Genomic DNA, 20,486 nt, shown 5'->3' with positions numbered 1-20,486 from the left:
TCTTTCTTCTCCTTTATTTTCAATCAAAAAATACTATAGCATAATCTTTTTTCTCAATTGCTATAGTTCAAAATCAAATTCACGTTGTTTATTTTTCTTTTTTGCCTGTGCTCGAATGGCCTGTTTATAATCTCGATTGTCACTCACATATTCAGGCATTTCTTTGGCAAAGGAATACACATTCTTTTTTCCAATAACAAAATGATCTAGCAGTTGTATATCTACCTTTTCAGATAGCGTTTTTAAACCTTTCGTGACTTTCATGTCCTCAATACTTGGTTCGGGATTTCCTGAAGGATGATTATGAAAAACAGCAACCTTTGCAATATCGTCCTTTGACAATATCTCTTTAGCAAAAACTTTTTTGTCCACGATGCTAGCGTTTGGTGATCCTTTAAATAGTTCATTTACAGATATCACTCTTCCATCTTCATCACAAGTAATGACCCCAAATGACTCTTGCCAATCATACTGATAACCTGCTTTTAAACTCTTTTTGACTGTTAAGTTATCTTTTACAACATCCAATCCTGTAATCTCTTGTCTGGCAAAATAAGAAGTAAATTCGTCAAAATTTCCATAAGTAGTTACGTTATCATTTTCATGGTACATGTTATCCATATCTTTTTCTGCCACATTATTCATTGGGATGTTATTTTCTATTGGATAAGCAATGGATTCTTTATTCGATGTAATGGTTTTATCCATCTCGTCATATTGAAAACCATCAATAACTTGGATATCAAATGTTTTAAAATAATTCTTTATTTCCATATCAACATCCCTGCTGTTTGCTTTATTTGATACATAAAACATAGAAACAGCACCAGCATTTAAACTTTCTTTTAAAGTACTTTTGAAATTGGATGCATTGTTCATATCAAAACGACTTACATGTAAAGGTTCATTTTTAGTTGAACAAAAAACAGATACAATTTCATCCTTTTCCGGCATTTTATTATGAGATACAAAATCTATAAAATCTTGAGGCGAAGCAATCCCCTTATGTTTATTTTCAATACTTCCTTTTGAATAATCAATAAAATCTACAAGACTTCTAACGGAAGCCTCGTCATCCTTCACCTTTTGGTATAATTCCTCTTTGGAAGAACAATTAAAGTACTCATATAAATTACTCAAAAGAATCACCTCCGTCATTTTCCAGACGAGCAATCAATTCTTTCAGTAGAAGAACATCCTGATTATTGGGATGCTCTTTCATAAAATCTATTAACTCCTGTTGACTATTCATATTAAAATAATCTAAAATACTTTTTTGATTAATATCCATTTCAATCATCCCTTTCCTTTCTTTTTGTTTTAAAATTGCATATAAAAAAGCACAGAATTAAAAATCTCTGTGCTCTTAAAATATTTTTTTCTTAAAAGATTGATCCCCAATTTTGTATTATCACTAGTGTAGATTTACACTTATCTTGTAGAATTATTTAACTTGGGTATTAACTCTGTCCCTAAATTACACAGTTCCTTTATATCCTCAAATAATTCTAATGTTATTTCTATATGCTTTTTTAAATGTGTTACCTCTTCGTTTGGGGACATTGGTTTCAACTTCTTTTTAACCGTATTTTCTAAAATGTGATTATGTTCAGAGTTATAAAACTCGGTATCTTCAACGTCAAAGTATTCAATTTCTTGCAGGCTAATCTGATGTACAATTAAGTTTCTTCTACTTAATAGCCACTTTAAACCATTCACACTTTCACTTTTAGAGTAATCCCAAACCTTCTTCCAAGCATTTGATTCCCTTAATTGAACACTCATCGGAATTAAATTAACATTTATTTTTTGAATAGTTGATAAGTAACCATCTTTATCATATTGCCTAATATTGAAGTAAACAAAATCTAGTAGACGGCCGATTCTATCCCATGTTGAAGCCAGTCTGATATAAGCCATTTCTAAATGGCTCCAAAATTCCTTTTTATAAGTATCAACCAACAAGTCTGCTAATTTTTGATCTTCATAATATCTGCTAAAATATTCTATACGTCTATAAAGCATTACTTGTACCATTGTATCGTAAGATTTTTTAATAGAAAATATTAATTCGTTTATCATGGAATCGACATAAGTATCGTAGAAAGGTTTATCTTCATCTCTTCCTAATATTAATAATTCTGGCACCCCACCTAGCAAAGAACGAATTTCTTTTACGTTGTACTCTGCAGTTTCTATCAGACTACTATCAATATACTGTTCATTAGAATTGTATTTCAGCCTTTCCAAATGATACCTATAGGATGCATGTAATAAAGGTTCAGTTCTCTCAATTAATTTGTCTAAGTCAATATACTCCTTTTTATTAGCCAAGATTTAACCCCCTCTTTTTAAGGTTATCTAATCACTTTCTTCTAATTCTTGTTTAATTCTTTTTATTCTTTTAAAATCTTCAGGTTCGTGTGCTTCAACACCATATATTTGTTTCATTTTGTCATTCATTTCTAAGTTATAATTCACTAAGATACCTTTTAATCTTCTGCCCATTTTTTCGTCTGTAATTAGATAGCCTTTTTTCTTTATATTCTCAACAGCACTTTTTAACTCAACAAACATAATAGATATTATATCCCGTAAATATTCAATATGATCTTCTTCTATATTGGTATCTTTATTTCTCTTCTCAAAAATATAGAACTGTTGTTTTGATAACGAGTTTATAATCTTTTTAATCTCCTCCGTTGTTATTTCCATATCTAATCTGTGTGCAAATTTATTCCTTAAACTATTAAACTTCAAATAACTAGATATTGACTCTTTAGGTAATAATCCAAGCGCTCCCACTAATTTTACCTTCATAGGAAATCTCAAATCAGAAGGATCTAAACAATCCTTTTGGGGGAAAGTTGCTTCTAGCAAGTGTATTAACTCATTTTCCAAAAATAAATGTCCTCTAACCACAATTTGCAAAGGATCTTTCTTTTCAATATTATCTAAAAAAGATCTCTCCTTCTCTTCATTTGTCATTAAATAACTCCTTTTAATATTTTAAATACGCCGCTAAATAGCTCTATAGATAAATTATTCAATTTACTAAAAGTATATCAAACATAACTAAGAATTGTTAGACTTCACTAAATCAATCCTTCTCCATCATTTGATCAAACTCATCCATATGTCTCTCAAACTTATAATCATGAAAGGTTTTTCGCATCGCTTGCTTTAAACGGATTACGGAAACATGCAAATGGTTACTTCTATTCCCATGATAACTTTGAAATAATGTTCCTTGATTGCCCTTTTCTGTTGCGTATAACTGTCTTGCTGCAATCTTTTGTCTAAACAAAGAAGTTTTTTCTTCTTTATCTACGCTACGCATTTCAGTTAGAATTGCATTCCCCATCCGCTTCCTTAAATCATCCATCTTGGTTTCTTTATAGGTATGGTAATTACTCTCCTCCCCGTACATTTCTTTCATGACTTCTACTTCCTTGTCTAAACTTGTAACTAATTCTTCCATCTCTTCTGCATGAAATTGTTCTAAATATATGTTTGTTATTTCATCGATATAGGGTCTCGCTTCATTAATAGACTCGTAACCATAGCGCCATTGTTTTCTATCTTCTGGCAAACGATTAATAGCTTCTTTAAACAGCTTATTTGTTTTACGAAACGAAGCTAATGAAATCTGATTATCTTTTTTATAACGTACTGTTCCCCGTAGTAATTCATCTATTTTATTTCGTTCATTGGCTCGATCTAAAATACAATTCGCTACTTTGGATTTCATTTTATCTAATGTCTTTGGCTTTCTTTTTGCTCGATACTCTTCACGCCATGTATTCGTTTCTTTATCAAACACATTCATAATTTCTCTCGTTGGATAGGGTTCTACTGTTGCAATATGAACATGAATGTTATCAGTATTATAATGTAAGGATGCTGTCCAAATTGCTGATTGCTGCATCCTTTCAGCTGCCAACATTGTTTGCATTGTTTCTCGGACAATGCTTCTCATTTTGGGTTCGTCAACTGAATGATTTTCCGAATTAAACACCCCTTGTTTCTCTAACCAATCATTATCAAAAGAAATAACATCTTGCCACATAGGTGATTCATTTTGTTGCGCAAGTTGAAATTTCTTTTTCACTTTTTGCTTCTCTGTGTCATTCAAATAATCTTGATCTGTTGTAAATAATTCTCCTTGTTTCGTATCATCATCCATATAATCCATGAACTGATAGAACATATCAAAGTCATTCTCATGGTCTGATGCGTAATTGATTTCCACATTTCTTTTTGCGTCTTCACGATCCATATAGTTAATGTAATTATTGAATACGGTAGACCCGGGTGTGACAAATTTACTTCGTAATACAACCGCTGGACTCATGATTTATTCCGGACTTTCCGTATTGTGTTGTTGTTTCATTTCCTTCTGTCGTTCATAATCTAATTTCTTTTTTCGCTGTTTGTGAATTCGCTTTTGTATTAGTTGTTCTGCTTGTTCCATACCATTTGTTTTGTACTCTTCAGTTGTAATTAAATTCTGGAATTTGTTCACAAGATAGTAATGATTTAAGAACTCCAATATGATTTTTGTATCACGGTCAATCACATTACTGGCAACTTGAATACGATTCATTTTCTCTTTCATGAAGGCTAGCTTCTCATCTAATAAACTATCAATCATTTGTTTCAATAAAGCATGTTCTTCATCCCGACTTTCAAAATAAGCATCGACCATTAGAGAGATTGCATTTGCTTGTGACAGATGATTTTCGTTCGCTATCACTTTAATCTTTTCTTTTATTTCAGGATGTAACATAAAATAGCTTCCTTGTTTCTTACTCTCCGCTAAACTCAATTTCATTCCTCCTTCTTTGATTCCATATTAAATGTCTTTTCCAAAATACCTTCTGCATCTGTAGGATCAATTCCTAATCCATCACATAACAATAAATACATTTTTAATGTTTGTTTTTCCAAATGATTTAATCGTTGATAGGTCATTTCAATACCATCAGCAACTCGATTCAATGTCACATCTAATTCTTTTTCAGCACCCTTTATGCCATCAAATGTCACCTTGTCTTCTACGATTCGTTTCAATAAAGTATTCCTAGATACTTTTTGCTTTTTTGCTTCTTCATCTAGCACTTTGATTGCTCGAACATCTACATCACGGATTTTTATTTCCATCAGAACACCTCTTTTCATGAAGATTTTAATGAATAGGAAAATCCCCCTTCAAAGGAATAGGGATTGTTGAACAGGATAAGGAGAAAGTGTACCCACATGGCGTGGGTGACTAGGCAGTGCCTAGTTTTCCGAAGTGCCCATTTTTTCGTTCAAATATATAGGTATCATATAGGTGCGTATATAGCTTTTATATAGGTCATAAATCATTATTTTTCTTTATTTTTAACTGCTTTCTCTTTCTTTTTTGTCTCCTTTTACTTCTGTTCCTGCTTCTCTTTTTTCTCTTTCTGTTTCTTCTTGTCTGTTTTATCTGGTTTTTCTTTTTCCATTTCACATTCAGGGTGTAGTAATACTTCGAGTTTTTCTTCACGATTTTCATACTTTTCTTTTAGTTCTATGACCTGATTTTTATATTGTTCTATCTCTTCTTCAGCACTTGCAATTGCATTTTCTTTTTGTTCTATTTCCTTTTCAGTTTGGTCCTTCTCATCTTCCGTTTCATATTTCATATCTTCTTTTAGAATGCCCTTTTCTTTCATTAATGTATCTATTAACTCTTTTTCGAATGGGATACTTTCATCAGTGATAAGTGAAATTTCTTGTTCGATTCGTTTCATTTCTTCAATTATATTTTCTTTTTTATACTCTTTTTCGGATTTAATCACTAGATTCTTATTGTCTTTAATTTTGCGATAATCACCTACAATGATAACCTCCTCTGGTTTTGGAAAAGTCGATTGTTCCACCTTGTCTGCATCAGTTGCCACTTCATTATTGTCATCTTTGAACTGTTCTTTGTACTCCTGTTTCAATATTTTGCTGTCCCGATGTTCCGTTATAAATAAGCCAATAACACGATAACTACTTGGTACATTTTCAATATGGATGACCATGATATCGTCAGATTCATATACTTTCTTTGAGGGATATATATCCTTTGTTTCCTTACTTTTCGCTTCAAATGTAAAAGTTGGTTCAACCGCATCTGTCCCAGTATGCTCTCGTTCAATTGTCACTTCCATGAGATGATTCGTTGGGTTATACTCCCAACCTCTCAAGGTCAATGTCGTCTCACTTAAACCGTTAATAGACTTGTCATATTCCGTTTGGGCAATGGCACTATCATCATACATCCAATACTTAGACGTAAAAAAAACACCTAAAAAAATGCAAAGTGTTATGATGATCCCGATATAAAATTTATTTTCCCTGCCATGAATTAGCTTACTTTTCATGCGATTTATCTCCTTCCTTTATGACGATTCACCTACTAAAAATTGCTTCACATATGGCAATGGATCTACTTTTTTATCATCTATTAAAATCTCAAAATGTAGATGAGGATTTGTTGATGCACCTGTAGACCCTACCTGTCCAATGACTTCACCCGCCTTTACTTTTTTCCCAACTGAAATGCCTTTTTTCTTCATATGGGCATAACGGGTCTTAATACCATTACCATGATTTATTTCTACATACCATCCATAACCATTGCCCATGTTTTTTAATGTAGAATTAAATGTAGTTCCATTTGCTTCACTGATGGTTACTTCTCCATCTGCAAACGCGATAATTGGTGTTCCCTTTATACCTGCACTTGCAATATCTATACCAGCATGCATTGACGAGCAGTTACCACACCCAGTACGATAACCAAATCCTGATGTAATCGTTTTAGTGTGAGATGCTATCCATGATTTGCCATCCATTAAGTCAGCATCAACTTGACTTTTAGCTTCACAGTTCATTGTTAATCCACCTAGTTTTTTCGTTAACTCTTTCATAGTGGGTATCCAATGTTGGTTCAAATTATTTGGATCATTTGTCGCACCAACTGGAGCATAAATCTCTCCAAGTTGTTCTATTGTTACCAATCCATCTTCAATAATCCGGTTATATAGGGTTGCTGCCATTGCCTCTAAGCCTTCTCTTAACGTGGAAAATCGTTGTAATGATTGCATGTTTGTTGATGGATTCATTAATCCACCAGGATTGTTCTTATCAATAACTCCTTTCGATGTTCCATAAGCTGTTTCATGTAGAGCAATAGCTCCAAAAAGAACTGGATCAATGTCCTTTTCTTCTGCAATTTCAATGATATCATCCCCATATTCTGCAAAGACGCCAGACTTATCTTCATGTTTAAAATAATTGTCCCAAGCCTTTTGATTTATATCACCCGTCGGAGAACAAACATAACCTATCCCATTTTCTCCAGTCTCTTTCTGTCTATTTTGTTGATTGTCTACACTACCACTCAATGCGCCAATCATGGCTAATAACAACGTAGAAAGGATAAGGAAAATAAAAACTGGAATAATGTTTGCTACTATAAAACTAATGGTTCCAACAAATAGTTTTTTTCTTATAAAGTGTTTCGCGATGTTCCTTAGATCTTTCACTTTCTCTCTTTCCTTTCTCCTTCCATGTGTTGTTGTTCAGGTGTCACCATATCACTAACAACCCATGTATCTCCTTCTTTTTCTAAAGTGATATAATACAACTGCATTGGTTTGGATGTCGATTTTCCATTCACTGTTACATACCAACTAGCAAACGCACCATATGTTATTGTGGTATTTCCTTGTGGTTGAGAAGCAAAAAATTCAATCTTATCTAGTTCTCTTTTGACGCTTTCTTGTGTAGAATGACTCATCTCTTTTTGAACGTTTTTTAAATAGTTGTCTGTGACAGTGCCATCCCACTTTTCCCAATCCGTTACTTGCAATAAATAAAGAGCAAGCACTGTTTTTGCTTGCTCTTTCGCTTGTTCTATTTCTTTCTCACCATGTTTTTGGATATAAGATTTTCCTAAACTCTCATCCTCATTATCATGTTTTCGTTGGGTTTCTTCCTCTTTTACTTCATCATTATCGTTTTCTTCCTCTGTTAAGACTTGATCTATTTTTTCCTTATCTAATCCATTAGGCTTGTTGCTACTCTCTACCTCTTCTTCCTGTTGAAACATTTCTTCTGGAGCTTGTTCTTTCGGATTATCAGCCGTCCACTTCCATAAATACACCAGCCCTATTAATAAAGTGACGGCTAGGAGAAAAATATACTTATAGAACATTCGCTTATCCGAATTATCTTCCCGCATAACTTATAATCCTCCCCTAAATAGCTCTAACTCTTCTTTGCTTGCTTCAATCGATAACATAATATTGCCAACACCTGAAATACTTAATACACAATCTCCTTGTTGCAATTGAGGTACATGTTCTAATTCACTTTCTGTTAGTTGACCTTCAAAAATCGTTCTCAGTGCATCTAATGTATTTGAATCTTGCTGCATAACAAATTTATATTGTGTCAATTCAAATAAGGTGCGTATTTTTGTGACCGTTGCTGTATCTTGATTATCTGGGACAAAATCACGAATCGATTGACTTGCTAAAATTAACCCCCCAAAATATTTACGTGCTTCCCTTGCAAAGTCTGTTAGAAAAGATACGGCTAACATATTTTCTGCGTTCACTAGCCTATGTGCTTCATCAATCATAATTAGAAACCTTACCGCATCATCTGCATTAAAATGTTCATGTTGATACATGTGTTGCATCTGTCTAGCACCAACCTGAATTAAATTATCCCAAATTAGATTTAATGTATTATACATCTGTGCTTGAAATACATTTCTTTCTAGTTTCGTTAGATTACGAATGGAAAAGAAAATGACTTGCTCGTCTGTTATATCGCGAATGGTTGTATGCCCATTAAATAAAGTGGCATAACTATGCACGACATTATCCACGACTAATTCAATTTTTTCGAGACGGTTTACACGAGAAGTCGATAATTCCGGACGGATATTTCGTTTCTCTTTATTGTCATAGAGTTGCTCTCGAATGTAATCAAGTAGATCACTAAAGATTGGATATTCCTTATTTTCTAATGTGGTGACACCTATGGACTTTAATTTCTCCATATAACCTAGTGAGTCATAAAACATGCGTAAAATCTTTTTAAATTCCTCAATTTCTTCCGTAGAAGGGCTGCCTGCAAGAAATTCATAGAAAGTAGCTACCTTTGATATATGTTGCATAAAACATTGAGCTTCATATTGTTCAAAGCTTTCTTGTCCATCTTTATAATTACTTTTATCATCTGCTCTGAAAATTTGCAGTGGATTAACGATGCCATCACTTCCGTCCAAACTAATGGATTGACCGCCTAATGCGTGAACTAACGTTTTAAACTCTCCTGTGACGTCAAATCCTCTAATATAATTTCCTCTTGCTTCATTATCCATGAGTAATTTTTTCAAGGCAGTGGATTTCCCAGCTCCCATCTTTCCTACAACGACCGCATTGTAAAACCGCCTTAATTTATCTTTATGGAACAAATCGAACAACACGTTCCCTCCTGTAAAAGAGGTTCCTAAAAAGCTTCCTGTCCGGTCATTTAACTCGGAAAAATGGTACGGCAATCCAGATGCAAGCGTAATTGCTGGCATTCCTTTTCCACTTCGCTTATTAGGAAATTTAATTTGTTGCTCATAAGGAAGAAACAAGGATTGCCATTCATAATAGGTTTCATTTAAAAATATTTGCCCTTTAAATCCAATAGAATTGAGTCTAGTAATCGCTTTTTCTACCTTTCTCTCTAACCCCCATATCGTGGGAGAAGCAACAAACAAACGAATATGCAGCAGTTTAATCACTTCTCCCATTTCGGATATTTGCTGATACAGATCTTCCATTTCCTGATAACTTCTTTGTGCATCCATTCGATCTGATTCTTGTTTTGCACCACGAAAACGCACATCATGTTCTACCATGCTTTTATTAATCGCACTAATTGTTTCATCCTGTTCCATCGTGGCAATATCTGCAACAACCGTTGCATCATACATCGACATCACTTTATCTAACCACAATAAATTAACATTGGACGGGTAATCCCAAACATGGATACATGCTTCATATCCATCCCCTTTTTTAATATATTTATCTCTAAAACGAATACCTCCTTGCGGTTGAATAGTTGTTAAGAATTCTTTATCTAGCTTTGGTTTCTTTTCTTTATCAGTCGTGTCTTGTTTTTGTCTGGTAATCATCTATCTCACCTTTCATATTTGTGTATTTTGATTATTTAACAGAAATAGTACTTGTTCTTTCTTATCTTTGGATATTTCTAGTAGTGGAAAAGAATTCTGCATGCCTTGCTTACAATCATGTTTTCTATCCACTAATTCTTCTTTATCGCCTGCATACACGAACATAAAAAACTCCCGGTTATAACGCTCCCTCTCCAAAAATTCAAATTCAAATAACTTTTGTTCAATATATTTTATGCGCGACGTATTTGTGGCCTGTTGTTTCTTTCTCAACCAATAAGCACGTTGCAGCTCTGTATTCGTTGGAAAATTTAAGATGACTTCCTTAAACGAACGGAAGTAACTTCTTAAAAACTGTGATCGATTTAACAATAAGTAATTGAGATCAACATCATTTAATGCATGAATATTTTTAGTTTGCACTTGATATATATCCATTACTCCATCTTTTAATAAAATATAATCATCATGAATCTGCATAAAAGGAAGAATTTGAGACGTTTGCTTTAGCATGTTCGGTTTTTTACCTTGTGTTTTCATGTCTTGTTGTAATGCTTTTCGTTTTGCTAATTTTTGTTTAATTTGCTGGAACAGTTTGATTTTTTTTATAGAAATTTTCTTCCTCGTATGCTTTCTTGAGAACTTACCTTTCCAAACGTTAACTGGCTTTTTCATGCTTGTCTTGATCCATTTTAAGGGTTTCATTAGGATGGTTTGTCCCCCTTTCCATCTGAATTTGTTCATTAGCAATCTCGTTTTTATCCATTGCATGATAAACACCTGTTTTATGTCTGAACATCAATACAATCGATTCATAGTTTCGTTTTCCAGGATTGTTACCACTCGGTAAAAACGAATAAATCATGCCCAAAATAGCAACACCAAAATAAAAAAGTATAAATAGACTGTGCACTAACTCACGCAAAACAGTTAATAATAAAAGGGAGCTAATCAAAATAATGACTAGCTCTCTCATTTCTAATCCCATAATTTTAGGTTTGGATTTAATCTCTTTCGGTATCTCGTATTTCATCAGATCTCAGCCCCCTTTTTTCGATTTTCACTTGTTTAGCCTGCTGTATTTTCCCTTTAAATTGGTTCATTTTTTGTCCGATATCATATCCCGTATTATGTGCTCGTGATAGAAAGTGTCCAGCACGCTGCGCAGTTCGATTACCGCCTAAAAGGGTATGTTTCCGTTGTGGGTGAATATGCCCTTGCTTACCTGTGTTCACAACGGGAGTGGACTGATTTGGAGTAGTCGATGTTTTCCCAACACTACTATTTGTAGCATTACTCGCGCTGATAGACTTTGTATTTACATGTGGCTCAGTTGGAGTGCTTGAGCCATGTGAGCTAGGTTTTGTTGGAATAGTACTTGATCCATTTACTGGAGTATTATTAGCTCTTGAAGCGTTTGGATTATTTATCGTATTTGTTGAAAACTGTTGCTTATCTTCGGAGGTACCTTTGTTTGGACTACGTGGCGGAACAGGTTTCACGCTTCCGTTTCGCTTGCCATCTCTCATTCCTTTGTACATACCAACGCCTCCAGCACCTGCACTTCCAGCTGCTTTTCCTCCTGTCTTAACAACTTTTCCTGCTCCTTTACCTGCCATGGATGCGCCAGCACCAGCTACCTTCGTACCAGCATAAGCTCCCATCATTGCTTGCCATCCTGAACGAAGTCCAGCATCAATGCCCAACGTTCTTTGAACAATATCAGGTGCATCAATCAATGCCCATGCACCAGCAATAAGCAAGATAATCACACCAACCATTCCAATTTCTTCTTCTAAATCATTTGCCCATTGTGCATATATAATGAACAATTTCAAAAGTACGATCATGACAAAGATAACTGCAAAAGTACTCACTATTTCCGTTAATACTTTTTTCAGTCGTTGCCCACCTGTAATATCTGTCGATGCCGTGAACATTGCATAGATTTGATGAAAGGCCAAATCAAACATCGCACGACCAATCTTTAATGTCGTAATGATTAAGGCAAATGCCGTTACTGCCAGAATAGCTATAGCTATTTTCCAATTGACGTGGTAACGATAATAGCTTTGCTGCCCTAAATTTGTTGCAGGAACAGCATTTTTATTAAGCTCTCCAATTCGAGAAGTACCATCTCCATTCTGAACCAGTCTGTTTTTCAAAAACTCTTTTTGATCATTTGTTAAGTCTTTGACCCAATCTTCTGTTGTCCAGCTAAACCATCCCTCATCTTCATAAATATCAAGTTTTTCCGTGACATCAATTAAATCAGGGTTCGTTAGTTTATTAGCGTAAGTGAAATTACTTGTACCGATATCCTTATCTATTAAATGTGGAGGATGTGGCAAAGTATTCTCATCTCCCATTACAGTGTCTTTACTCTGTCCATCTGTATAAGTGAAATCACTGTCTACATAGTATTTAACGTCTGCAATATTTCTTTTCAACACATTGTCAGAGATGTTTCCATCTACCTCAACTACGTCTAATCCTTCATGCAGCAAGTCTTCCATCATCCCCATTAAACTAGGTAGAATAACAATGACACTTACCGCGATTAGTATATTCAAAACGACTTCATTTCTTTTCTCTACCTTGTTGAGCATAAACATAAAACCTAAAACAGTTATTGATACAACAAACAACCCAATAGCAAGTGGCTGTAATATATCAATAAACCCATTCATATCACTATTGTCATATAGTCCACCTAGTGAAATGATTTGCGTTGCCACACCTTCAATCCAATCATTAATCCAAACTAAAATCTGTATGATTCCCCAGCCGATATTTCGGAGTAGATCATCATACAGCCAACCACTAGATATATCGAGGATATCGGCTAGATCTGCATAAAGTTTCTTTAGTTTTTCATCATCCATTTTCTATCTTCACCACCTTTTTTTGAGCATAAAAAAAGAACCCATAAAAATGGATTCTTTACATTTCTTTTATAATAAAAATTAGTGTGTTGTGGAGCTATCTACTATTTTCACTATAAACGTTTTCTTTATGCGACAATCGCGCCCAATTGCGGTACACATTTAATGATTATTCAAGACACCCCTTAATCCCTTTGTACCTTCAGGTGATATGTCAAAACCATTGTTTTCGTGACCAACATACATTACTCTGCTTTTTTCTCCTGTATTCCCAAGTACAAGATGTAATCCGTGGGTTTCCCCATTTTCGTAACGAATTAAAATATCATAATCAGGCTTTTCAGTATCGACATCAACTTTCTGTTTCCTGCCCTCTGCATCTTTAAAAGCCTCTTCAAATCTTGATATGATTGTATCCTTATCGATTGTTGTAACAAAGTTTTCATTTATTCCACCATAGCCATCAGATTCAAAAATAGAAATCGATGAAATATCATCTAACATCGTCATTTGCTTGTCTTGAGATTGACAAGCAAATAAAAGTAAAGCGCAAAAAGACAAAGTAAGTGATAAAATAATTTTCTTCAAAAATATCCCTCCCAATCAAATTTACCAAATAATTTTATGCGACAATCTGGCCCGTTTAAGGCGCAGCTTCTATTCAACAACTGCACCAGTTAGTGGAAGTGCACCATTAATTTCTTTATATCAAATTAAACAAAAAAGCGGTTACAGCTTCTCCCCACTTTGGGTTAGTTATTACATTGGTTGATAAACTTAACAAACCTTTTGAGCCCATACTATAAATATATGAAGCAAACTCTTGGAGTTTACTTTGAGAAGGATTAACTTCTTGTAATTCACTCAGAATCTTATCGGTTGTTGCTTTTACTTCTTCAGTTTGAGATTGATCAATAAAACCTTTTTCTAAAGCCTTTTTGATAAGTTCTTGGGACAACTCCTCAACTTCTATTGTCTGTGATATATCTTTACCAAGTGCAACATTTCCATGATTAGCGGAAATACTTCCATAATTAACAACTTGCAAAGATGCTGCTTCTACATGATCTTTACCCTCAACCTCATCTTCTACTAAATCATTTAATTTATCGACCAAAACATCTAAACACGGAAAAAGAATCTGTTCATTCCATAATCTAATGTTATCGTTGAGCTTTTTCTTAATAAATATCTGAAAAGCATACTCTTCAATTGTAAATTCACCCTCAGATGAACGTTTCATTATCTGTAAAGCATAGGCAATCTGTATATCTTTATCTACTGGTAATTGTAAATCAAACCAGTCACCGCCGGGAGCATTTTCGATATCCTCAAAGTTAACTTTCATTGACAAATATGGACCAATAATAAAATTCAATACTTTGTTTTGGGATATTAATTCCATAAGTTCCCTTACTCGAGTTGGATAAACTTTAAATCCTGCAAACTGTAATAATTCAATACTTTTCTCAAAATCTCTTATTGACCTTTTAACTTCCTTTTGCCCAAATTCCACTAAATATCATCCTCCCCTGATTTCACTCCACTATAGTCCTTATAGATTTACATTAATTAAATGATTATATAGCCTTCACTTATTCCACAATTTGGCCCTTTTCTGGAAGAATTTAATCTCTTGTTTTTACTAACAAATACTAAATCAAATCCTATAAATATATTATTTGAGTTTTTTATCTTTTAGGAGATCAAAAAAACTATTTACAAATAGTGAATTATTTTTCTGTCTTTTTTCAGCTTTACCAAGAGCAGTATTTCTTTGTTTTATTGCTTTCCTTTTCCAATAGATATACTTCCATTTTGTCGGACTCCAAAATAATAAAAACTTGGCCTTTTTTGAAAATCTTTCTAAGTGTTTATTGTCACGTCCATCGCTATCCTTTAGCACCCCATTGAACACGTCACTTGCTAAATACTTTCTTCCAAAATAGTCCATGTATACTACCATATATTTTACGTCCATATTCCTTATATCAATACTTTCCTGATGAATAATAAATTCACACTTATCACCTGATTCTATTTCTCTAGTTGGTTTTGATAGGTGAAATTTAGATTTATTTTTTGTCCTAAATGATTTTTCTTTTGGAATCTCTTTAATAAGAAGAAATGTATCTAAACATAAACCATTTCCCATATTTTTAACTGTGACTTTAAAATGAGTTCCAAAATCATCACTTCTTGATAATCTGTGGTTAACTTTAATGACACTTAACAAAGGAGCATGACTAGCCCTGTATTGTGTCACAGCAACGTATAGGGTAACAATCACTAGTATAATATTTACAACAATAGAAATTTAATATATCTCCTTTCTACTTTCGTTATGAATAAAAATCATCTAATCTAATGCTTTAATTCTCCTAAACTTTAATTGAATTAAAAATATTTATATTTTATACATTCTTCAAATTATTATAATGAAATTTTTATTCAGATCACAATTAGTTTAATATACTTCAATTAGCCATAGTACCATGCATTAACTAATTACTTAGATTAATAAGTTAATTCAATATCATTTCGGTCAGCAAAATCTAACGCACTATCAATCCCTGCATCAATATCATCCATATACTCAAAGAAGCTTCCTTCATAACCTTCTTCGTCATTTGCTGTTCCTTTAATTAATGATTGGCCAAGTAATGTTTCTCTTGGATTTTTCATCACACCGCCATCTTGAATCAAAACAAGACCATCATCTTTCGGCTCCCATGTATCACCGTCATACTCTGGAGGGCTGTGTTCTTCCCCTAATTGATCAAGTGCTTCTTGGCTTTCTCCATCAACATTCACGTAAAATGCCGTCTTTTCTTTTTCATTAAACGCTTGATCAAACGCTTCTACTAACTCGGATTCTTCAACCTCGTCTTCGCTTGCTGCAAATGTTACTAATAGAAAGGATTCTTCATTCTCTAGTTTTTTCTCTAATTCTTTCATATCAATTTCATTCATTCCAATCTCTGCTTTACTGCCACATGCAGTTATAATCAAGACCAGGGACAGTAGCATAATCCCAATTAATCCGTTCCTTTTCATATTCTCCCATCAACTCCATTCTTGTTCATTATTTTCAGTATAACAATAATGGATTAAGGTTGAAATATTTTTCTGTTTTTTAAAGCATCGTCGTTAAAGTATTATACATCACCTTTAATTCATCCCTGGTAAAAGTAAATCCTTTGCCTAGTCTTGTTTTATCATCATTCCACCATCTGACATCATATTTAGGTTGATCCCCATTCCAACTGACTAAATTAAGTTCCTTTGTCCACCCACCTTGACTGCGATATAACACAACGATTTCTTCAATTACTTTCCAATCTACTCGATATTTCTTTTCCATCATACATAACAATCTCCTCCGTTTTTTAATTTGCCTTTGTTGCTTTTTGAATTAATGCATCCTCTTCATCTATTTCTTCTTCATCTGCTTGTTCACTTATTATTTGTTTTTTTCTTTCCTCCAGTTGTTGTTCTATTTTCTCATGAATAACCTCTTCCCAACTCTCCAGGGTTTCTTCAGGTAAATATTGGTGAAGTGGTTCGATTAATTTTAGATGCAATGTTTCTATGTTCGGGCGATAAACAAGATAACTTAATAGATGTAAGAAAGACCATTGATCCATTTCTTTCATCCATTTTTGTAATACCTTTTTATTTGCGATTCCCTCCACTTGCATTACATTTCGTTTCAATCTCATAAATTGATCTTTCTCCATGAGTTCTGCCATACGTAAGTACAAGTCATCTTGCGTTTTTGCTGTGTAGACCATTTCATTGAGATTCATGTCATTGTATTTATCAGAATCAATTGGTAAAGAGAGAATAGACTTATCAGTATCAAATTCATCGGCTAAATACTCAAATCTAAACTTTTGTTTCGTTTGATTCTTATTAAATATAGGCTTTGGTTCAATTTTTCTACGTTTGACGTCTTGTCGTTTATTCACACGAATTACTACAGATTGACCTTCTTGTAGTCTCATCAATTCGTCTGGAGTAAGCAACGCTCTCTCTTTAGTTGATTCACTATGTGATTTATCAAATGAATGCAAGGAACCATTTCGACTCACATCCGTGATCGTTCTGTTCCCCAACATACTCGAGTAGTGCTCGGCAGTACTTTTATCTTCGGTTAAAATATAGATTTGGTTGGAACAGTTTCCAATGATCGTATCTGATTCTTCTCCATACATAGATTTCACTTGAGAATAAGCTTGAATGATTAAGTGGTAGCGAAACCCTCGCCCTGCACCAACTGTCACCATACTAGCCATTCCCTCAATAGTTGGCATATTACCAAACTCATCTAGTAAGAAATGAACATTTCTATTCATTTTTCCACTTTTACTTTTCGTTGCTTTTTCAGAATTCACTCTATATAGCTGACTAATTAACATACTCGCCAACACGTCATTTGATTTATCTGAATCAGGTGTGGCAATAAATAAAGCAATTGGTTTATCTCCAAAACCAATATTAGTTAAATCCAAACTATTATACCCGGTTACCTTAGCATTCGGTTCGAGGGTGAATATTTGTAACTTATCCATCGCAACACTGAAAATACTTCCTCTCGTATTCCCTGTTGCAAAGTTCGATGTTGCATACATCATTCTTGCTGGATTATTTTCATCTCTTGCCTGGAAAAATAAATCTAAAGCATTGTCGCCATCATCGTCATTGTCACTTCCTTTTGTCGAAAGAAAGTTAGCAACAGAATACATTGTCACACGTTCTTCTTTTCCTTGATTCACCATATCTTCTGTTAATGCTAGAATGATAGCTGTTACTAATGACTTTGCACTATTTGACCAGAAAGGATCTTTTGCGTTCGGGTCATTATATAAACTATAAGCAACACTATTCGCATATTTTTGTGCTTCACTGTAACGACCTTGCTTCCATGAATCAATAACTAACTGTAATGGATTAAATCCCATACTCATGTCATGCTGAATCAGATTGAAGACATGCACTTCATATCCACGTTCTATTAATGTCTTATATGAGGCAGCTGCTAGCTCTCCTTTAGGATCGTTGACAATCATAGATGGCTTGTCACTAGCCCTGCTTTGCACATCAATCATTGGTACAACAAATGTTTCACCTTTACCACTTCGCGTAATCCCAATCACCATCGTATGGACGGGAGCGTCATCGATTAATAACTGATATTTATTTCCAGTATAGAGTCCTGCAATAATTGTTCCTCCCTTCCCTTCATATTCTTCTGTTTTAGAAGGTATTACTAAATATTGCTTTTTCATATTTTTAACCTTTTCAAATTCATTGGTTCCATGTTGTCCTTTATTTATAGATTGATAATTCATTTTCATCTTGTAAAGAAGTTTTACAATACTAATTCCTATTACAATATAAAATCCTAGGTAAAATACTATCCATTTTTTCTGAAAGATAAAAAAGTGATGCCAATCAACTGAAAAATTATAAAAGTTTACTTCTTGAGGGTTTGTAGCAAAATCATCTACTAGAAATAATACTTGTTGTAAAAAATGCAATAAAAAATTAGCAAAGAAAAAGCCTATGATTATCATGCTTATGATAAATAAGCTCAGCATTTTAGGGTTACTTAAACGTTCTGTGAACGACTTTTTATCACTCGTGTGCATGTTCTCCTCCTTTCCATGATTTGATATATGAATCGAATCATCTCTCGGCTTCTTTGACTGATTCTAATTGTTTCATATTTTCCTTATACCTATTTTTAAATTGCTTTCTATTCGTCTGTAAAAACTCATTTGGATCTTTACAAGCAGCGTCATAACGAAATATAGAAGTGCCTTCTTCTAATTGTTGCTTCTTTAAAATATTGGTAAGTTTTCGTGTTGCCTCTCGTCCAGCTTTATCATCATCCATTGCAATGCATAACTGTTTATCTTTAAAGATATGTTTGTTTTTATTAATATACGAATCCACTTGCCTTGTCTTCGCTGCTCCAGTTAAAGCAACAAAACCACAATTTTTATCAATTTCCCGAAAAGAAAGAGCATCTAATAATGATTCACAAAAGACTACCGATTCTGTATTCTTTGGAATATCCACAAAAAAATCCCTCGTTTCTTTAGAAGGATTTAAGATTAATTGTATTTCTTTTGGCTCTGTACTTGGATTTATACTAGAACGCAATAACAGTCGATCAATTGTGTTATCTACTCCGTACAATGGGATCATTATATTTCGTTCACACATCCAACTACTCTTTGAATAGTCCTTACCTAACAAGCTACTTGTTTTTTTAAAGAAATACTGAACTACCTCTTTATTCTGTAAATCGATGACATGCTGTCTCACATTTTCTTTTGATAATCCCCGATAACCCTTGTCCATCGCTTCACTTTTCAGTGCTTTTTTGGCAAAAGGAAAAAACCTCATCGACCAAGCTAATGCTCGCTTTTGGTCTTCTGAAAGGTTGAGGTAACTCTCATCTACTTTTTCTGTAGTTGGATGTGTCTTTTTCTTTTCATGAAATTGCAGCAACATTCTTTCACCACAATAGTTTTCCCTGTTACATTGAATAAAGTTTGTATTGTTCTTGTAGATAAATGCTTCATGTTCATTACATTCCGGACAATTACAAATATAATAACGCCCTTTATCTTCTGCATTTAAGTCATCTAATGCATTTTCGATATTTTGGTAGACTAACTTTTTATACAAGCTTTGATTACTCAAATTCATCATCTACTTGTATTTCCTTTTCATATCGCTGAATAACAGGTTCAATCACACTCGTTTCTATTTTGCTATCCTTATCTAATACCACCCCTTCAAATAACAATTCATGATAACGATTATGGAATGCTTGAATCATCTGTTGATGAATATCGAATGCTTTCTCAAAGCCATATTCAGTAATGAATTTCTTCCCAAACAACTCATCTTCCATATCTTGATACTTTGGGTTGTGCGTCATCAATATATTAATGCGCTGTTCTCCGAGTGATTGATAATTCGCAACAACGTGAGTGGTAATTCTCTTAAAATTTTCTTTATGACTTATCATAGAATTTAGTGATTCACTCCCACCCTTCATCGCAATAACAACTTGTAAGCTATTCTGTATGGCATTCATGATTTGTTCCATTTCTGCAAAAATACTTGTTTCAACAACTGATAACACTTTATTGTAAAGCATCTTTAATTGTTCTGGGTTAAACTCTATTACAATATCTTGTTTGGATAGTTCACAAAGGACTTTACGAATTCGACTTTCAAATGCCTCAAAGGGAGCAGTTATCCTTCCATTTGGGGCTTTATTTGTCTTATTACATGGCTTTTTTAACAACTTATGTCACCTCACATTTCAACTTTAGCTGTTTTGTTCTTTTCTTATC

The 20,486-nt window shown here is 33.8% G+C and carries 22 protein-coding genes; all 22 read right to left on the bottom strand.

The annotated features are described in order from the left end of the window. Positions 1-60: 60 nt before the first annotated feature. On the bottom strand, positions 61-1,140 hold the full coding sequence (locus KQI49_RS09175; protein WP_216488196.1) for a JAB domain-containing protein: 1,080 nt from the start codon (positions 1,138-1,140) through the stop codon (positions 61-63). Further along, positions 1,133-1,291 (bottom strand): hypothetical protein, encoded by a 159-nt coding sequence (locus tag KQI49_RS09170; RefSeq protein WP_216488194.1) that lies wholly within the window; start codon positions 1,289-1,291, stop codon positions 1,133-1,135. Before KQI49_RS09170 ends, KQI49_RS09175 begins: the two co-directional genes overlap by 8 nt. 140 nt (positions 1,292-1,431) lie before the next feature. Continuing rightward, the gene (locus KQI49_RS09165; protein ID WP_216488192.1) at positions 1,432-2,334 is read right to left on the bottom strand and encodes a hypothetical protein; all 903 of its coding nucleotides are present in this window, start codon (positions 2,332-2,334) and stop codon (positions 1,432-1,434) included. 27 nt (positions 2,335-2,361) lie between these two features. Beyond that, on the bottom strand, positions 2,362-2,988 hold the full coding sequence (locus tag KQI49_RS09160; protein ID WP_216488190.1) for a hypothetical protein: 627 nt from the start codon (positions 2,986-2,988) through the stop codon (positions 2,362-2,364). 112 nt (positions 2,989-3,100) lie between these two features. Then, positions 3,101-4,354, bottom strand: coding sequence for a MobP2 family relaxase (gene mobP2 / locus KQI49_RS09155; protein WP_216488187.1), 1,254 nt, complete (start codon positions 4,352-4,354; stop codon positions 3,101-3,103). Between the two features lie 3 nt (positions 4,355-4,357). After that, positions 4,358-4,834, bottom strand: a complete 477-nt coding sequence (locus tag KQI49_RS09150) for a hypothetical protein (RefSeq protein WP_371817542.1) — start codon at positions 4,832-4,834, stop codon at positions 4,358-4,360. Continuing rightward, positions 4,831-5,163: a hypothetical protein gene (locus KQI49_RS09145; protein WP_216488184.1), complete on the bottom strand. Its 333-nt coding sequence runs from the start codon at positions 5,161-5,163 to the stop codon at positions 4,831-4,833. The genes KQI49_RS09150 and KQI49_RS09145 overlap by 4 nt, the downstream gene beginning before the upstream one ends. Before the next feature lie 254 nt (positions 5,164-5,417). Then, entirely contained in the window at positions 5,418-6,398 is a 981-nt protein-coding gene (locus tag KQI49_RS09140; protein ID WP_216488183.1) for a hypothetical protein, read from the bottom strand. 18 nt (positions 6,399-6,416) lie between these two features. Next, positions 6,417-7,565, bottom strand: a complete 1,149-nt coding sequence (locus tag KQI49_RS09135; RefSeq protein WP_216488182.1) for a peptidoglycan DD-metalloendopeptidase family protein — start codon at positions 7,563-7,565, stop codon at positions 6,417-6,419. Further along, on the bottom strand, positions 7,562-8,263 hold the full coding sequence (locus tag KQI49_RS09130) for a hypothetical protein (RefSeq protein WP_216488181.1): 702 nt from the start codon (positions 8,261-8,263) through the stop codon (positions 7,562-7,564). Before KQI49_RS09130 ends, KQI49_RS09135 begins: the two co-directional genes overlap by 4 nt. A gap of 3 nt (positions 8,264-8,266) precedes the next feature. Then, the gene (locus tag KQI49_RS09125; protein WP_216488180.1) at positions 8,267-10,222 is read right to left on the bottom strand and encodes a VirB4 family type IV secretion system protein; all 1,956 of its coding nucleotides are present in this window, start codon (positions 10,220-10,222) and stop codon (positions 8,267-8,269) included. 12 nt (positions 10,223-10,234) lie between these two features. Next, entirely contained in the window at positions 10,235-10,927 is a 693-nt protein-coding gene (locus tag KQI49_RS09120; protein WP_253286748.1) for a hypothetical protein, read from the bottom strand. Continuing rightward, entirely contained in the window at positions 10,881-11,255 is a 375-nt protein-coding gene (locus tag KQI49_RS09115; RefSeq protein ID WP_216488179.1) for a DUF5592 family protein, read from the bottom strand. Before KQI49_RS09115 ends, KQI49_RS09120 begins: the two co-directional genes overlap by 47 nt. Next, a complete protein-coding gene (locus KQI49_RS09110; RefSeq protein WP_216488178.1) occupies positions 11,227-13,107 on the bottom strand; it encodes a pLS20_p028 family conjugation system transmembrane protein in 1,881 nt (626 codons plus the stop codon). The genes KQI49_RS09115 and KQI49_RS09110 overlap by 29 nt, the downstream gene beginning before the upstream one ends. A 162-nt stretch (positions 13,108-13,269) precedes the next feature. After that, positions 13,270-13,695: a YhfM domain-containing protein gene (locus tag KQI49_RS09105; protein ID WP_216488177.1), complete on the bottom strand. Its 426-nt coding sequence runs from the start codon at positions 13,693-13,695 to the stop codon at positions 13,270-13,272. A 115-nt stretch (positions 13,696-13,810) separates the two neighbouring features. Next, a complete protein-coding gene (locus KQI49_RS09100) occupies positions 13,811-14,623 on the bottom strand; it encodes a hypothetical protein (protein WP_216488176.1) in 813 nt (270 codons plus the stop codon). A gap of 162 nt (positions 14,624-14,785) precedes the next feature. Continuing rightward, entirely contained in the window at positions 14,786-15,343 is a 558-nt protein-coding gene (locus tag KQI49_RS09095; RefSeq protein WP_216488175.1) for a hypothetical protein, read from the bottom strand. A gap of 281 nt (positions 15,344-15,624) precedes the next feature. Next, a complete protein-coding gene (locus KQI49_RS09090; RefSeq protein ID WP_216488174.1) occupies positions 15,625-16,164 on the bottom strand; it encodes a hypothetical protein in 540 nt (179 codons plus the stop codon). 79 nt (positions 16,165-16,243) lie between these two features. Next, entirely contained in the window at positions 16,244-16,474 is a 231-nt protein-coding gene (locus KQI49_RS09085) for a YdbC family protein (protein WP_216488173.1), read from the bottom strand. 22 nt (positions 16,475-16,496) lie between these two features. Next, positions 16,497-18,761 (bottom strand): VirD4-like conjugal transfer protein, CD1115 family, encoded by a 2,265-nt coding sequence (locus tag KQI49_RS09080; RefSeq protein WP_216488172.1) that lies wholly within the window; start codon positions 18,759-18,761, stop codon positions 16,497-16,499. A gap of 37 nt (positions 18,762-18,798) precedes the next feature. Next, positions 18,799-19,833, bottom strand: coding sequence for a toprim domain-containing protein (locus tag KQI49_RS09075; protein WP_253286747.1), 1,035 nt, complete (start codon positions 19,831-19,833; stop codon positions 18,799-18,801). Then, complete coding sequence (locus KQI49_RS09070) at positions 19,817-20,437, bottom strand: hypothetical protein (protein ID WP_216488171.1); 621 nt, start codon at positions 20,435-20,437, stop codon at positions 19,817-19,819. Before KQI49_RS09070 ends, KQI49_RS09075 begins: the two co-directional genes overlap by 17 nt. Positions 20,438-20,486 lie beyond the last annotated feature (49 nt).

Source organism: Virgibacillus sp. MSJ-26 (assembly GCF_018918075.1).
Lineage (GTDB): Bacteria > Bacillota > Bacilli > Bacillales > Amphibacillaceae > MSJ-26.
Note: the sequence above shows the minus strand (reverse complement) of the source record. Positions and strands in the feature narration are given on the sequence as shown.

Excerpts from the sequence above, each read along its gene's own strand:
- KQI49_RS09170 (WP_216488194.1), bottom strand. The coding sequence starts at position 1,291 with ATGGATATTAATCAAAAAAGTATTTTAGATTATTTTAATATGAATAGT.
- KQI49_RS09160 (WP_216488190.1), bottom strand. The coding sequence starts at position 2,988 with ATGACAAATGAAGAGAAGGAGAGATCTTTTTTAGATAATATTGAAAAG.
- mobP2 (WP_216488187.1), bottom strand. The coding sequence starts at position 4,354 with ATGAGTCCAGCGGTTGTATTACGAAGTAAATTTGTCACACCCGGGTCT.
- KQI49_RS09150 (WP_371817542.1), bottom strand. The coding sequence starts at position 4,834 with ATGAAATTGAGTTTAGCGGAGAGTAAGAAACAAGGAAGCTATTTTATG.
- KQI49_RS09145 (WP_216488184.1), bottom strand. The coding sequence starts at position 5,163 with ATGGAAATAAAAATCCGTGATGTAGATGTTCGAGCAATCAAAGTGCTA.
- KQI49_RS09140 (WP_216488183.1), bottom strand. The coding sequence starts at position 6,398 with ATGAAAAGTAAGCTAATTCATGGCAGGGAAAATAAATTTTATATCGGG.
- KQI49_RS09130 (WP_216488181.1), bottom strand. The coding sequence starts at position 8,263 with ATGCGGGAAGATAATTCGGATAAGCGAATGTTCTATAAGTATATTTTT.
- KQI49_RS09125 (WP_216488180.1), bottom strand. The coding sequence starts at position 10,222 with ATGATTACCAGACAAAAACAAGACACGACTGATAAAGAAAAGAAACCA.
- KQI49_RS09120 (WP_253286748.1), bottom strand. The coding sequence starts at position 10,927 with ATGAAACCCTTAAAATGGATCAAGACAAGCATGAAAAAGCCAGTTAAC.
- KQI49_RS09115 (WP_216488179.1), bottom strand. The coding sequence starts at position 11,255 with ATGAAATACGAGATACCGAAAGAGATTAAATCCAAACCTAAAATTATG.
- KQI49_RS09110 (WP_216488178.1), bottom strand. The coding sequence starts at position 13,107 with ATGGATGATGAAAAACTAAAGAAACTTTATGCAGATCTAGCCGATATC.
- KQI49_RS09090 (WP_216488174.1), bottom strand. The coding sequence starts at position 16,164 with ATGAAAAGGAACGGATTAATTGGGATTATGCTACTGTCCCTGGTCTTG.
- KQI49_RS09085 (WP_216488173.1), bottom strand. The coding sequence starts at position 16,474 with ATGATGGAAAAGAAATATCGAGTAGATTGGAAAGTAATTGAAGAAATC.
- KQI49_RS09080 (WP_216488172.1), bottom strand. The coding sequence starts at position 18,761 with ATGCACACGAGTGATAAAAAGTCGTTCACAGAACGTTTAAGTAACCCT.
- KQI49_RS09075 (WP_253286747.1), bottom strand. The coding sequence starts at position 19,833 with ATGATGAATTTGAGTAATCAAAGCTTGTATAAAAAGTTAGTCTACCAA.